Raw genomic sequence first — 14269 nt, 5'->3', positions numbered from 1 at the left:
CGAAAAAGGCGACCGAAGCCGCCTTTTTGTGCACTTTTACGCGTATTGCGTTACAGCACGGCGGCGATGGCGTTGACCACCGCGTCGATGTTGCGGCTGTTCAGCGCGGCCACGCAGATGCGGCCGGTGCCCACGGCGTAGATGCCGTGCTCGTTGCGCAGCACGTCGACCTGGGCCGAGTTCAGGCCCGAGTACGAGAACATGCCGCGCTGGGACTTGACGAAGGAGAAGTCGCCCGGCACGCCCTTGGCGGCCAGCTTGTCCACCAGCGCATGGCGCATCAGCTTGATACGGTCGCGCATCTCGCCCAGTTCCTGTTCCCACATGGCGCGCAGCTCCGGGCTGTTCAGCACGGTGGCGACCACGGTGCCGCCGTGGGTCGGCGGGTTGGAGTAGTTGGTGCGGATGACGCGCTTGACCTGCGACATCACGCGCTGGGCTTCTTCCTTGCCCGTGGTGACGATCGACAGCGCGCCCACGCGCTCGCCGTACAGCGAGAAGCTCTTCGAGAACGAGCTCGACACGAAGAACGGCAGGCCGGATTCGGCGAACAGGCGCACGGCGGCGCCGTCCGGCTCGATGCCTTCCGCGAAGCCCTGGTAGGCCATGTCGAGGAACGGGATCAGGTTGCGCTCCTTGATCAGTTCCACGACTTGCTTCCACTGCTCGGCCGACAGGTCGACGCCGGTCGGGTTGTGGCAGCAGGCGTGCAGCACCACGATGGTGTTGGCGGCGTACGACTTGAGCGACTCCACCATGCCGGCGAAATTCAGGCCGTGGCTGGCAGCATCGTAGTAGGCGTAGTTGATCACGGGGAAACCGGCTGCCTCGAACAGGGCACGGTGGTTTTCCCAGCTCGGGTCGCTGATGGCGACCTTGGCGTCCGGGTACAGGCGCTTGAGGAAGTCGGCGCCGATCTTCAGCGCGCCGGTGCCGCCGAGTGCCTGGGCGGTCACAACACGGCCTTCGGTGATCAGCGGCGATTCCTTGCCGAACAGCAGGGTCTGCACGGCCTGGTCATAGGCGGCGATGCCTTCGATCGGCAGGTAGCCACGCGGGGTGGCGGTGGTCAGGCGGGCCTTCTCGGCTTCCTGCACGGCGCGCAGCAGAGGGATTTTCCCTTCGTCGGTGAAGTACACGCCAACACCCAGATTGACCTTGGTGGCACGGGTATCGGCATTGAAGGCTTCATTCAGGCCCAGGATCGGGTCGCGCGGGGCCATCTCGACGGCAGAAAACAAACTCATTTGGGATCTCGTGGTCAGCTATGTAACAAAACGGGAAGGCGTAGAATGCTCCGGACTGCGCTCGGGAGTGCGGGCGACCCCCATCTTGATACCGGGCCGCCAACCCCAAGATTCTAGCGTATCTGCCCGTTTTCCTGAGGTTTTCCCCTACCAGCCTATGTCGAATCTCGTTGAAGTCGCGCCCGCGCTGGATGAAGAGAAGTTCGCGACCTTTCCCGGCTCGCCGTTCCAGCTTTACCAGCCCTATCTGCCGGCGGGCGATCAGCCCGAGGCGATCCGCCAGCTGGTCGAGGGTGTGGAGGACGGCCTGTCCTACCAGACCCTGCTGGGGGTGACCGGTTCAGGCAAGACCTTCACCATGGCCAACGTGATTGCCCGCCTGGGCCGTCCGGCCATCGTGTTCGCGCCCAACAAGACGCTGGCCGCGCAGCTGTATTCCGAGTTCCGCGAGTTCTTCCCGCGCAACGCGGTGGAGTATTTCGTCAGCTACTACGACTACTACCAGCCCGAAGCCTACGTGCCGCAGCGCGACCTGTTCATCGAGAAGGATTCCTCGATCAACGAGCATATCGAGCAGATGCGGCTGTCGGCCACCAAGAGCCTGCTGGAGCGGCGCGACACCATCATCGTGGCCAGCGTGTCGGCCATCTACGGTATCGGCAACCCGTCCGAGTATCACAAGATGATCCTGACACTGCGCACCGGCGACAAGATCAGCCAGCGCGATGTGATCGCGCGCCTGATCGCCATGCAGTACACCCGCAACGAGACCGATTTCCAGCGCGGCACCTTCCGCGTGCGCGGCGATACGCTGGATATCTTCCCGGCCGAGCATGCCGAGCTGGCGGTGCGCGTCGACATGTTCGACGACGAGATCGATTCGCTGCAGTTCTTCGACCCGCTCACCGGGCGGGTGCGGCAGAAGATCCCGCGCTTCACGGTCTATCCGTCGAGCCACTACGTGACCCCGCGCGAGACCGTGCTGCGGGCGATCGAAGACATCAAGGTCGAGCTGCGCGAGCGCCTGGATTTCTTCTATAAGGAGAACAAGCTGGTGGAGGCGCAGCGGCTGGAGCAGCGCTCCCGCTTCGACCTGGAAATGCTCTCCGAGCTCGGGTTCTGCAAGGGCATCGAGAATTACTCGCGCCACCTGTCGGGCGCCAAGCCGGGCGAGCCGCCGCCCACGCTGGTCGACTACCTGCCGCAGGACGCGTTGATGTTCCTGGACGAGTCCCACGTGCTGATGGGTCAGTTCAATGGCATGTACAACGGCGACAAGGCGCGCAAGACGACCTTGGTCGACTATGGCTTCCGGCTGCCGTCCGCTCTGGACAACCGCCCCCTCAAGTTCTCGGAGTTCGAGGGCAAGATGCGGCAGGTGATGTTTGTCTCCGCCACGCCGTCCAATTACGAGAACGAGCATGCGGGCCAGGTGGTGGAGCAGGTGGTGCGGCCCACCGGCCTGGTCGATCCGATCATCCACGTGCGTCCCGCGACCACGCAGGTTGACGACTTGCTGTCAGAGATCCACCAGAAGGTCTCCGTCGGTGAGCGCGTGCTGGTGACCACGCTGACCAAGCGCATGTCCGAGCAGCTCACGGAGTTCCTGACAGAGAACGGCGTCAAGGTGCGTTACCTGCACTCGGACATCGATACGGTGGAGCGCGTGGAGATCATTCGCGACCTCCGCCTGGGTACCTTCGACGTGCTGGTCGGCATCAACCTGCTGCGCGAGGGCCTGGATATTCCGGAAGTCTCGTTGGTGGCGATTCTCGACGCTGACAAGGAAGGTTTCCTGCGCGCCGAGCGTTCGCTGATCCAGACCATCGGCCGCGCGGCCCGTAACGTCAACGGCACCGCCATCCTGTACGCGGACCGGATGACCGATTCGATGAAGCGGGCGATCGGTGAGACGGAGCGCCGCCGCGCCAAGCAGATCGCGTTCAATGAAGCCAATGGCATCGTGCCGCGCGGCGTGGTCAAGCGCATCAAGGACATCATCGACGGGGTCTACGACCCGGGCGAGGTCAAGGCCGAGCTGCTGGCCGCGGAAGAACGCGCCAAGTACGAGGACATGAGCGAGAAGCAGGTTGCGAAGGAGATCAAGCGGCTGGAGAAGCAGATGTTCGAGCACGCCAAGAATCTCGAGTTCGAGAAGGCCGGGCAGGTGCGCGACCAGCTGGCCAAGCTCAAGCGCCAGATCTTTGGCGCCAGCGGCGATGGGGAGCACCTGCCGCCGGCTGCCGCTGCCGCGTCCTGACGGGCTGGCGACCGTCTATAGTTGGAATCCCGGACGGTGGTGAGGAGATGGTCCATGGTCAAGTTCGCTCTGTGGGTTCCGCTGCATGCGAAGCCCGGCAAGGAAAAGGAAGTCGAGGAATTCCTGCTCGCAGGCTTGCCGCTGGTGCAGGCCGAAGCCGGCACCACGGCATGGTTTGCGCTGCGGCTCGGGCCATCCATGTTCGGCATCTTCGATGCGTTTCCCGATGAGGCCGGGCGCAACGCCCATCTCTCGGGCAAGGTGGCCGAGGCCCTGATGGCCAAGGCGCCCGACCTGTTCGCCAAACCGCCTTCTATCGAAAAGCTGGATGTGCTGGCGGCCAAGCTGCCCTGAGCCGATTTGCCTGCTAGTCATATCAGCCCTTCGGGGGCAGCGAGCGCAAACGCTTGTTGACTTCCAGCAGGGTGTCGCACTGGTCGGCGCTGGCGGCCTCGCGCTCGCTGATAAAGTCCACGATGGCGTGCAGCGGTTCGCGTTGCGCGGCGCATGCGGTGGCCGGTGTCGAGGCAGCGGCTGACGCAGAGGCAGCGCAGGCCGCACCGATTTCTTTCTCCAGGCTATGCCGGACCACGGTGAGCAGGCTTTCGCAGCCTGCGCCGGAGGCGGCGTCCGCGGACCGTTCGGCGGCGTCGGCCAGGCTTGCACAAAGCAGAAGGGGCGCCAGGAGGAGTGGGCTGAGGTGGAGGTTCACCGCGCGATTATGCGGTGGGCGCCACCTTTGCGTCAGCTTTTTTGCCAGGCGACTTCGACCGGCGTGCTGGCGCTCCCGTGAGCGCGGCCTTGTGGGCAGGGCTGTAGAATCCGGCTTCGTTGTGGCAGCCGCGCCCGGTGCGCTGGCTGCAAGCTCATCGCGCGTGCCGCGTTTTGTCGTCTAGCTTTCGGCGCTGGATAGTGCCACACCCCTATGAAGAAATACGCCATTTTGATGTGTTGCATGGGAAACATCTGCCGTTCTCCGACCGCGGAGGGCGTGCTGCGCGCCAAGCTGGAGGCGGTCGGCCTGGCCGATCTGGTCGAGCTGGATTCCGCCGGCACGCATGGCTATCACATCGGGCGCGCGCCGGATGCGCGCTCCCAGCGTCATGCGCTGGCCCGTGGCTATGACCTCCGCGCGCAACGCGCGCGCCAGGCTTTGGTGCAGGATTTCGCCCGTTTCGACCTGCTGCTGGCCATGGACCAGGACAACCTGGCCGCGCTGCGCGCCATCTGTCCGCCTGGCAGCCAGGACAAGCTGCGCCTGCTGATGAGTTTCGCCAGCCGGCACGCCGCGGACGAAGTGCCGGACCCCTACTACGGCGAGGGTGATGGCTTCGAGCGCGTGCTCGACTATGTCGAGGACGCCTGCGATGGCGTGATCGCCATGCTGCGTGCCAAGGGGCTTGGCGGCGCCACCTGATCGCGCTCGCCCGCCCTTGCAGCCTTTCCATTACTTTCACGAGGATTCATGTTTCGTTCCCTGTTCCGCAAATGGCGCGAGTCGCGCAATGCCAGCCTGCAACTCGACGCAATCCTGGCGGCAGCGGACCCGGAGGCGCCGCTGGCGGACCGTAACGGCTGGCTGATCGAGCTGGGCTACTGGATCCGGCGCGACGGGCTGCCAGGCGCCGAAGGTGTGGCGGCCGACAAGAGTCGCCGGGAGCACGTGCGGCTGCGCTACCTGCTACAGGTGCTTGGCCGCAATCCGGAAGTGGCGGGGCGCTTTGCCCGCATGGTGCGTTCCATCGTGCGCGATAACGATCCGGTCACTTTGCTGTGCGACACCGGCGTGGCTTCCCACCCGGGCTTCTGGAGCGAGGTGCTGAACCGGCTGCAGGCGCGGTTCCTGCCCCCTCCGCCCAACCGTAGCGATATGGCGGGCCTGTTCGCGCTGCTGTTTATCGATGATAACGATGCCGACTGGGTCGAGGCGCTCGATGGCGACCTGCTCGAGCGGCTGGCTGCCGTGCTGCGCACCGACGACCCGCAAGCGCCGGGCGAAGCTGCAGCGCCGCCCGAATGGGATCGTTTCGACCGCACACTGGCCACCAGCATCCAGGTGCTGGTCAGCCAGGTGCGTGCTACCGGACTGAGCCAGGCGATTCGCTCTCGCCTCAAGGGCAAGGTGCAGGACACGCCGTTTTTCCGGCTGGACAGCGCTGTGCAAGCCTTGTGCGAAGAGGAGGAGGCGGCGCACGGCGGCGAGGCTTTCGCGCACCGGCTCAACTATTTCCGCGCGCTGCTCGATGGCTGCCACCAGGCGGCTCAGCGCGTGTACGACGACTTGGAGGAGAACGGCGTCTCGGTGGAGGTGGTGTTCCAGATCGAGCGCATGAAGGTCCGGCTCGCGCGCATCGAGCTGTTGCTGGCGACCTGGGTTGAGCCGCAGCGGCGCGGCCGGCACGCCCACCTGATCGCGGCGCTGATTCGCTCCACCCAGGCGCGGCGCAGTATCGGGCACCTGGCGGGCACCTCGTTTTCGCAACTGGCGCGCAAGGTGGTTGAGCGCTCGGCCGAGACCGGCGAGCACTACATCACCCGCGATCGCCGCGAGTATCGCGAACTGATGCGGGCCGCTGCCGGTGGCGGCTTGATCACCGTGGGCACGGTCTATCTCAAGTTCCTGATCTATGGGCTGCACCTGGATAAGTTCATCGAGGGCCTGCTGGCCTCGCTCAACTATGCGGGCAGCTTCCTGGTGATCCACTTCGCGCATTTCACGCTGGCCACCAAGCAGCCGGCGATGACCGGCCCAGCGCTGGCGCACCGGCTCGATGCGGTCGGCAGGCCGGAGGGGCGGGAGATCTTCGTTGACGACACCATCGCCATGATCCGCTCAAACGCCGCAGCGATTTTCGGCAACCTGGTGGTGGTGTTCCCGGTGGCGATGGGCATCCAGTGGCTCGCCAACCGCATCCTGGGCGCCAACCTGATCACACCCGCCAAGGCGATCGCCACCATCGAGTCGTTTTCCATTCTTGGCCCCACGCCGATCTACGCGATCTTCACGGGGGTACTCTTGTGGCTGTCCAGCCTCGTGGCGGGCTGGGCCGACAACTGGTTCGCGCTGCACAAGGTGCATGACGTGATGGCGTACAACCGCCGCCTGCGCTATGTGCTGGGCGCGCAGGGCGCCACGCGGATGGCGGACTTCTGGAAGCGCAATATGTCGGGGATCGCTGCCAATGTGTCGCTGGGGCTGCTGCTCGGGCTGGGACCGGAGATCCTCAGCTTCTTCGGCCCCCACATGGAAGTGCGGCACGTCACCTTGTCGACCGGCTCGGTGGGCACCGCGATCGGCGTGCTGGGCTTTGCCGTGCTGAAGATGCCGTCGTTCTGGCTGGCGGTGGCGGGCATTGCGCTGATGGGGCTGCTGAACGTCGCGGTGAGCTTCGCGCTGGCCTTCAATATGGCGTTGCGCTCACGCAGCCTGCGCCGGGTGGATCGCCGGGCGCTGAGTTCGGCTGTGCGGCGGCGCATCCTGAAACACCCCTGGTCGCTGATCGTGCCGCCGCGCGCGCCCGTTGGCGCGGCCTCGGCGGAGCAGGGGCAGGTTTGATGCGATGCGGCAGGGGTACTTGACTGAATTAGTCGACTTCTTTTATACTTGACCAAAATGATCAAGTACTCCCCAGCATCATGAGACTGACGACCAAAGGCCGCTTCGCGGTAACCGCCATGATTGACCTGGCCATGCGCCAGGATCAGGGCCCCGTTACGCTAGCGGGCATCAGCCAGCGCCAGAAAATATCCCTCTCTTACCTCGAGCAGCTGTTCGGTAAGCTGCGCCGCCACGAGATCGTGGAAAGCGTGCGCGGCCCGGGCGGCGGCTACAGTCTTGCCCGCAAGGCGGAAGACGTAACGGTGGCCGACATCATCATCGCGGTCGATGAGCCGCTCGACGCCACGCAATGCGGCGGAAAGGGTAATTGTAACGGAGATGAGGGAACCGGTCGCTGCATGACCCACGAACTGTGGGCCACGCTGAACCAGAAAATGGTCGAGTATCTCGATTCCGTCTCCCTGAAGAACCTGGTCGACCAGCAGCGCGCCAAGTGTCCCGCGGTGTTGCACGACATGCGCGAGGAGTCGGCTGCGCAAACCGTGGCCGCGCCGATCGGCAAGGCGGACAAGCAGGAAAAGCCCGCGCGTGCGCGGGTGGTGAATTCGGTTTTCAGCCTGGCTCAGTCGTAAGACGGGCAGCCGGCAAGAGAACAGAGAGCAACGTCAAGCATAGCGGTCCCTAAAAGGCAGTCATAACGATGAGCACCCCACATTTCCCCATCTACATGGATTACTCAGCCACCACGCCGGTAGACCCGCGCGTGGCGGACAAGATGATTCCGTACTTGCGTGAACAGTTTGGCAATCCGGCTTCGCGCAGCCACGCCTACGGCTGGGATGCCGAGCGCGCGGTGGAAGAAGCGCGTGAGCAGGTGGCGGCACTGGTGGGCGCCGATCCGCGCGAGATTGTGTGGACATCGGGCGCAACCGAGTCCAACAACCTCGCCATCAAGGGCGCGGCCAATTTCTATTCGGGCAAGGGCAAGCACCTGATCACGGTGAAGACCGAGCACAAGGCTGTGCTCGACACCACCCGTGAGCTGGAGCGCCAGGGCTTCGAGGTGACCTACCTCGACGTGCAGGACAATGGCCTGGTCGACATCGAAGTGCTCAAGGCGGCGATCCGCCCTGACACGATCCTGGTGTCGGTGATGCTGGTCAACAACGAGATCGGGGTGATCCAGGACGTGGCGCAGATCGGCGAGATCTGCCGCGCCAAGGGCATCATCTTCCATTGCGACGCCGCCCAGGCCACCGGCAAGGTAGCGATCGACCTGAACACGCTGAAGTGCGACCTGATGTCGTTCTCGGCACACAAGACCTACGGCCCGAAGGGCGTGGGCGCGCTGTACGTACGCCGCAAGCCGCGCGTGCGCCTGGAAGCGCAGATGCACGGCGGCGGTCACGAGCGCGGCATGCGTTCGGGCACGCTGGCCACGCACCAGATCGTGGGCATGGGCGAAGCCTTCCGCATCGCCCGTGAGGAAATGGCTACGGAAAACGAACGTATCCGCATGCTGCGTGATCGCCTGTGGCGTGGCCTGTCGGGCATGGAAGAGGTCTACCTGAACGGCGACCTGGAACAACGCGTGCCGCATAACCTCAATGTCAGCTTCAACTTCGTCGAAGGCGAATCGCTGATCATGGCGATCAAGGACGTGGCGGTGTCGTCGGGCTCGGCTTGCACCTCGGCGTCGCTGGAGCCTTCGTATGTGCTGCGCGCCCTGGGCCGCAACGACGAACTCGCGCACAGTTCGATCCGCTTCACGGTGGGCCGTTTCACCACCGAGGAAGAAGTCGATTACACCGTGGAACTGCTCAAGAGCAAGATCTCCAAGCTGCGCGATTTGTCGCCGCTGTGGGAAATGTTCAAGGACGGTGTGGACCTGAATTCCATCCAGTGGGCCGCGCACTAAGCACCAAGCGCCAAGACCCACGCAAGACCCCATAAATACCGATACGCCAAGAGGTAGCCAAAATGTCATACAGCACCAAGGTTCTCGACCACTATGAAAACCCCCGCAACGTTGGCTCGTTCGACAAGAACGACGACGCGGTGGGCACCGGCATGGTTGGCGCGCCCGCTTGCGGCGACGTCATGAAGCTGCAGATCAAGGTCAATGAAGCTGGCGTGATCGAAGACGCCAAGTTCAAGACCTATGGTTGCGGCTCGGCCATCGCGTCCTCCTCGCTCGTGACCGAATGGGTCAAGGGCAAGACCGTGGATCAGGCACTGGAAATCAAGAACACGCACATCGCCGAAGAACTGGCGTTGCCGCCGGTGAAGATCCACTGCTCCATCCTGGCCGAAGATGCCATCAAGGCAGCGGTCGAGGACTACAAGAAGAAGCACGAAGGCGCCGAGCAGAAGGCCGCCTGAGTTCCGCGTTCAATCAAGGGATGAAGCAGCGATGATCACGCTTACCGAGAAGGCCGCCAAGCATGTGGCGCGCTACCTGGACCGCCGCGGCAAGGGCGTTGGCCTGCGCCTCGGCGTCAAGACCACCGGCTGCTCGGGCCTGGCCTACAAGCTGGAGTACGTCGACGACCTGTTGCCGGAAGACAGCGTGTTCGAGTCGCACGGCATCAAGGTGATCGTCGATCCCAAGAGCTTGCCGTATATCGATGGCACCGAGCTCGATTTCGCGCGTGAAGGCCTGAACGAGGGGTTCCGCTTCAACAACCCCAACGTCAAGGATGAGTGCGGTTGCGGAGAGTCGTTCCGGGTTTGAGCGTGCTGGCATCGGCACGCCGGATACGATGAAACGATGAAACGCAGCATTGTCGGCTTTCACCAGGACGAGGAAAGCCACTGGGTGGCGGAACTCGATTGCGGGCACGGCCAGCATATGCGCCATGACCCGCCCTGGCAGATGCGTCCGTGGACGCTGACGCCGCAGGGGCGTGCGGCCAGGATGGGCGAGCTGGTGAACTGCCTGAAATGCGATCGGGCGGAGCCGCCGGCGGATTGGGCGGGCAGCGGCGCAAAGCGCGCTGCCTGACCGGATCAGCCGCCACATTGCTGCGGCCTGTGCCGCGCGGTCAGCGTGCCGCTTTCACGCTGAAGGAAGTTCAAAGGGGCGGCGCAGCCGCTCCTTTTTGTTGGGGAAGGTGTTGAAAGACGATTATTTCGCGCTGTTCGGCCTGCCGGTCGGATATGCAGTCGACGAGGCGGCGCTGGACGCCGCCTACCTGACCGTGCAATCGCAGGCGCACCCGGACCGCTTTGCCAATGCCGGCGATGCCGAGCGGCGCGTGGCCATGCAATGGGCCGCGCATGCCAACGAGGCGTACCGCACGCTGCGCCAGCCGCTCAAGCGCGCGATCTACCTGCTGACGCTGCGCGGCGTGGACATTCAGGCCGAGAGCAATACTGCCATGGCGCCCGCCTTCCTGATGCAGCAGATGGAATGGCGCGAGGCCCTGCAGGAAGCGGTTGAAGAGAATGATGTTGCGCGCCTCGATGCGCTGCTGCGTGAGTTGCGTGGCGAGAAGCGCGAGCGCCACGCGGCGCTGGGTGCGCTGCTCGATGCCGGCGATAACGCGGGTGCTGGCAGCGCGGCCAGGCAATTGATGTTCATCGAGAAAATCGAGCACGACACCAGCGAGGCGATCGACCGCCTGGAAGGCTAGGGTCCCCGAGGGACTCCAGCGCCGCCAGGCAAGTTCGCCCCAGCCATGCCACAATGGCGCCCCGGCGCAAAGCCGGCCTGTGCGACGGGCCGTTTTTGCCACCGCACGAATAAAGAAGATTCATCATGGCACTGCTCCAGATCTCCGAACCCGGCATGTCGCCGGCACCCCACCAGAAGCGGCTCGCGGTCGGCATCGACCTTGGCACCACCAATTCGCTGGTGGCAGCGGTTCGCAACAGCATTCCCGAAGTCCTGACCGACGAAAGCGGCCGCGCGCTGCTGCCTTCGGTCGTGCGCTACCTGCCAAAGGGTACGCAGATCGGCTACCGCGCGCAGGAAGAAGCGGTGCACGACCCCAAGAACACCATCGTCTCGGTCAAGCGCTTCATGGGGCGCGGCCTGCGCGACGTCGCGCATATCGAGCACAGCCCCTACGATTTCGTCGACGCGCCCGGGATGGTGCAGATCAAGACCGCGGCCGGCGTGAAGAGTCCGGTGGAAGTCTCGGCGGAAATCCTGGCCACGCTGCGCCAGCGTGCCGAGGATTCGCTCGGCGACGAACTCGTCGGCGCGGTGATTACGGTGCCCGCCTATTTCGACGACGCCCAGCGCCAGGCTACCAAGGATGCCGCGCAGCTCGCCGGCCTTGAAGTGTTGCGCCTGCTCAACGAGCCGACCGCGGCAGCCATCGCCTATGGCCTGGACAACGCTTCCGAGGGCATCTACGCGGTGTACGACCTCGGCGGCGGCACCTTCGATATCTCCATCCTCAAGCTCAGCCGGGGCGTGTTCGAAGTGCTGGCCACCGGCGGCGATTCCGCCCTGGGCGGCGACGATTTCGACCAGCGCCTGATGTGCTGGATCGTCGAGCAGGCTGGCCTGCAACCGCTGTCTGCCGAGGATATGCGCCTGCTGATGGTGCGCTCCCGCGCGGCCAAGGAAGCGTTGTCGGCGGCCGATTCGACCGTGATCGATGCCGTGCTGAACAGTGGCGAGATCGTGCACCTGACGCTGTCGGCCTCGACCTTTGTCGAGCTGACCGCGCCGCTGGTGCAAAAGACCCTGTCGCCTGTGCGCAAGGCGCTGCGCGATGCCGGCGTCGCGGCGGACGAGGTCAAGGGCGTCGTGCTGGTTGGCGGCGCGACCCGCATCCCTTCCATCCGCAAGGCGGTGGGAGACTTCTTCGGCCAGCCGCCGCTGACCAACCTCGACCCGGACAAGGTCGTGGCCCTGGGCGCGGCCATGCAGGCCAACCTGCTGGCCGGCAACGGCGCTCCCGGCGAGGAGTGGCTGCTGCTGGACGTGATTCCGCTGTCACTGGGCGTGGAAACCATGGGTGGCCTGGTCGAGAAGATCATTCCGCGCAACAGCACCATCCCAGTCGCCCGCGCGCAGGAATTCACCACGTTCAAGGACGGCCAGACGGCCATCGCCATCCACGTGCTGCAAGGCGAGCGCGAACTGGCGAGCGATTGCCGCTCGCTGGCGCGTTTCGAGTTGCGTGGCATCCCGCCGATGGTGGCCGGCGCGGCACGCATTCGCGTGACGTACCAGGTTGACGCCGACGGGCTGCTGTCGGTCTTCGCGCGCGAGACGCAATCCGGCGTGGAGGCGACCATCACCGTCAAGCCGTCCTACGGCCTGGCCGACGACGAGATCGCCCGCATGCTGCAGGACAGCTTCCGTGAAGCCGAGCACGACATGAAGAGCCGTGCGCTGGCGGAGGAACGCGTGGACGCCGCGCGCCTCATCGAAGCCACGCGCCGCGCGCTCGAACTCGATGGCGACCTGCTCTCGGCCGAGGAGCGTGCCGACGTGGAACGCCTGATCACGGCCGCTAGCGACATTGCCGCAGGCGAAGATCACCACGCCATCAAGACAGCGGTGGAAGCGCTGTCCCACGGCACCGACGAATTCGCTGCCCGCCGGATGGACCGCTCGATCAAGAGCGCGCTGGCCGGCCGCAAGGTGCAGGACCTGGGCTGATCCCCGAGGCCAATCGCACCCTATCCATATCCAGGACATTCCATGCCACAGATCATCGTATTGCCCCACGTCGAACTCTGCCCCGAAGGGGCCGTGTTCGAAGCCAAAGCCGGTACCAGCATTTGCGACGCGTTGCTCGGCAACGGCATCGAGATCGAGCACGCCTGCGAGAAGTCCTGCGCGTGCACCACCTGCCACGTGGTGGTGCGCGAGGGTTTCAACTCGCTGGAAGAGGCCGAAGAGAAAGAGGAAGACCTGCTCGACAAGGCCTGGGGCCTGGAGCCCAACTCGCGCCTGTCCTGCCAGGCCCTGGTGGCCGACAGCGACCTCACCGTGCAGATCCCCAAGTACACGATCAACCATGCCAAGGAAGAGCATTGAGCGCAGCGCGCTCGCCGACTTGCTCGCCTGACCAGAGTTGACCAGAACTGACCGGAGAGAATACCCATGAAGTGGACCGACACCTACGACATCGCCGCCGCCCTGTACGACAAGTACCCGGACGTGGATCCCACCACCATCCGCTTCACCGACCTGCACCGCTGGGTCATGGAACTGGACGGCTTTGCCGATGTGGCCGATCGCTCGGGCGAGAAGATCCTGGAGGCGATTCAATCCGCCTGGATTGAAGAAGCGGAATAAGGGCTGGAACGAAAAAAACCGCGTTTTCCGCGGTTTTTTTTCGCTGTTGCGGATGCCGGCTCAGCCAGCGACCAGTTGGCCATCCTGCATGTGCACACGTTCCCCGATCTGCACGCCAGGGTCGGCTTGATACGTGAAGGTGCGGTGGCTGCCGTTGTCCATCTGCACGCGGACTTGGTAGCTGGTGTCCTTGCGCACGGTCTTCTCGATCTGGTTGCCGGCAAAGCCGCCGCCCACGGCACCGGCCACGGTGCCCAGGATACGGCCATTGCCCTTGCCGATCTGGTTGCCGAGCAGGCCGCCGATGACCGCGCCGCCGACGGCGCCCAGGCCACTGGCCGGCTTGGGTGCTTCGATCGGGGTGATGGCAACGACGCGGCCGGCATACGCGCTGCCTTGCGCCGGCTGGCGTTCAGCATAGGCGCCATTGTCGTTGCGGCTGGTCGCGGGGCCATAGCCTGCATCGCGGCTGGCGCTGCTGCGCTCCTGGGCGCGGCGTGCAGCGGGTGCCGGTGTTGGCGCCGGTGCGGCCGGGGTGACGGGCGCCTGCGCCAGGTTCGCGGCCTCGGGCGGCCGCGTGGTGCTACCCGGCGCCGGCAGTTGCGCGGTGTCGGCGCCATTGATGGTGCCGTTGACGGTGCCATTGCTGGCGACAGGCGCAGTCAGGGACTGCTGCGATCCCTGCATGGCCTTGCTGGTAGGCAGCACGCCGGTCATGGCGGCGACCGCTGTCAGGCTGGCGATCACGATGGCTACCGCGGCGGCGCCGACCAGCGGATGCAGGCGGCGTTGGGTGGGCAGGGAAGCGGGCATGGCTGGCTCGTTGGATTGGTGCAAGGTCGGATTCGACATATTATTTTCCTCGCAAAACGCAGCCGGTCAGCGGTACTGATGGCTAGCGATTCGATGGACCTAGTTTGGCCCAATTCACTGCCATT

The 14269-nt window shown here is 64.7% G+C and carries 16 protein-coding genes; 13 read left to right on the top strand and 3 right to left on the bottom strand.

What is annotated here, in order from left to right:
• Window positions 1–50: 50 nt before the first annotated feature.
• Window positions 51–1247 (bottom strand): amino acid aminotransferase, encoded by a 1197-nt coding sequence (locus AC1RQK_RS04350; RefSeq protein WP_043344875.1) that lies wholly within the window; start codon window positions 1245–1247, stop codon window positions 51–53.
• A gap of 157 nt (window positions 1248–1404) precedes the next feature.
• Between AC1RQK_RS04350 and uvrB the strand changes: the two genes are divergently transcribed.
• Together uvrB and AC1RQK_RS04340 are read left to right on the top strand one after the other, a co-directional pair.
• On the top strand, window positions 1405–3507 hold the full coding sequence (gene uvrB / locus AC1RQK_RS04345) for an excinuclease ABC subunit UvrB (protein WP_253930880.1): 2103 nt from the start codon (window positions 1405–1407) through the stop codon (window positions 3505–3507).
• Window positions 3508–3561: 54 nt separating this feature from the next.
• Window positions 3562–3861, top strand: coding sequence for a putative quinol monooxygenase (locus AC1RQK_RS04340; protein ID WP_150983831.1), 300 nt, complete (start codon window positions 3562–3564; stop codon window positions 3859–3861).
• 22 nt (window positions 3862–3883) lie between these two features.
• On the opposite strand, the gene AC1RQK_RS04335 is transcribed toward AC1RQK_RS04340, so the two are convergent.
• Window positions 3884–4219 carry a hypothetical protein gene (locus tag AC1RQK_RS04335; RefSeq protein WP_492372692.1) on the bottom strand — a complete coding sequence of 112 codons (336 nt, stop codon included), beginning with the start codon at window positions 4217–4219 and terminating at the stop codon, window positions 3884–3886.
• Between the two features lie 213 nt (window positions 4220–4432).
• Here AC1RQK_RS04335 and AC1RQK_RS04330 point away from each other — a divergent pair, with 213 nt between their 5' ends.
• The 11 genes from AC1RQK_RS04330 to iscX all read left to right on the top strand — a co-directional run bounded on the left by AC1RQK_RS04330 (window position 4433) and on the right by iscX (window position 13331).
• The gene (locus tag AC1RQK_RS04330; protein ID WP_492372691.1) at window positions 4433–4924 is read left to right on the top strand and encodes a low molecular weight protein-tyrosine-phosphatase; all 492 of its coding nucleotides are present in this window, start codon (window positions 4433–4435) and stop codon (window positions 4922–4924) included.
• Window positions 4925–4972: 48 nt separating this feature from the next.
• The gene (locus AC1RQK_RS04325) at window positions 4973–7063 is read left to right on the top strand and encodes a site-specific recombinase (protein ID WP_492372690.1); all 2091 of its coding nucleotides are present in this window, start codon (window positions 4973–4975) and stop codon (window positions 7061–7063) included.
• Window positions 7064–7143: 80 nt separating this feature from the next.
• Entirely contained in the window at window positions 7144–7698 is a 555-nt protein-coding gene (gene iscR, locus AC1RQK_RS04320) for a Fe-S cluster assembly transcriptional regulator IscR (protein ID WP_183035672.1), read from the top strand.
• 62 nt (window positions 7699–7760) lie between these two features.
• On the top strand, window positions 7761–8984 hold the full coding sequence (locus AC1RQK_RS04315) for an IscS subfamily cysteine desulfurase (protein ID WP_492372698.1): 1224 nt from the start codon (window positions 7761–7763) through the stop codon (window positions 8982–8984).
• 62 nt (window positions 8985–9046) lie between these two features.
• Window positions 9047–9448: a Fe-S cluster assembly scaffold IscU gene (gene iscU / locus AC1RQK_RS04310; RefSeq protein WP_006160178.1), complete on the top strand. Its 402-nt coding sequence runs from the start codon at window positions 9047–9049 to the stop codon at window positions 9446–9448.
• Window positions 9449–9479: 31 nt separating this feature from the next.
• Window positions 9480–9800, top strand: a complete 321-nt coding sequence (gene iscA, locus AC1RQK_RS04305; protein WP_017229301.1) for an iron-sulfur cluster assembly protein IscA — start codon at window positions 9480–9482, stop codon at window positions 9798–9800.
• Between the two features lie 36 nt (window positions 9801–9836).
• Window positions 9837–10070, top strand: coding sequence for a DUF3565 domain-containing protein (locus AC1RQK_RS04300; RefSeq protein WP_150983836.1), 234 nt, complete (start codon window positions 9837–9839; stop codon window positions 10068–10070).
• A gap of 112 nt (window positions 10071–10182) precedes the next feature.
• Entirely contained in the window at window positions 10183–10701 is a 519-nt protein-coding gene (gene hscB / locus AC1RQK_RS04295; RefSeq protein ID WP_183035675.1) for a Fe-S protein assembly co-chaperone HscB, read from the top strand.
• A gap of 125 nt (window positions 10702–10826) precedes the next feature.
• Complete coding sequence (hscA, locus tag AC1RQK_RS04290; RefSeq protein WP_492372689.1) at window positions 10827–12689, top strand: Fe-S protein assembly chaperone HscA; 1863 nt, start codon at window positions 10827–10829, stop codon at window positions 12687–12689.
• Window positions 12690–12731: 42 nt separating this feature from the next.
• Window positions 12732–13070 carry an ISC system 2Fe-2S type ferredoxin gene (fdx, locus tag AC1RQK_RS04285; protein WP_492372688.1) on the top strand — a complete coding sequence of 113 codons (339 nt, stop codon included), beginning with the start codon at window positions 12732–12734 and terminating at the stop codon, window positions 13068–13070.
• A 66-nt stretch (window positions 13071–13136) separates the two neighbouring features.
• On the top strand, window positions 13137–13331 hold the full coding sequence (iscX, locus tag AC1RQK_RS04280) for a Fe-S cluster assembly protein IscX (RefSeq protein WP_006160183.1): 195 nt from the start codon (window positions 13137–13139) through the stop codon (window positions 13329–13331).
• 60 nt (window positions 13332–13391) lie between these two features.
• Here iscX and AC1RQK_RS04275 read toward each other — a convergent pair whose 3' ends face one another.
• Window positions 13392–14183, bottom strand: coding sequence for a glycine zipper 2TM domain-containing protein (locus AC1RQK_RS04275; protein WP_492807786.1), 792 nt, complete (start codon window positions 14181–14183; stop codon window positions 13392–13394).
• Window positions 14184–14269 lie beyond the last annotated feature (86 nt).

The sequence above is a fragment of the Cupriavidus sp. GW822-FHT02D05 genome (genome assembly GCF_058802485.1).
The sequence above is the reverse complement of the archived record's forward strand: the minus strand, read 5'-3'. Positions and strand labels throughout refer to the sequence as shown.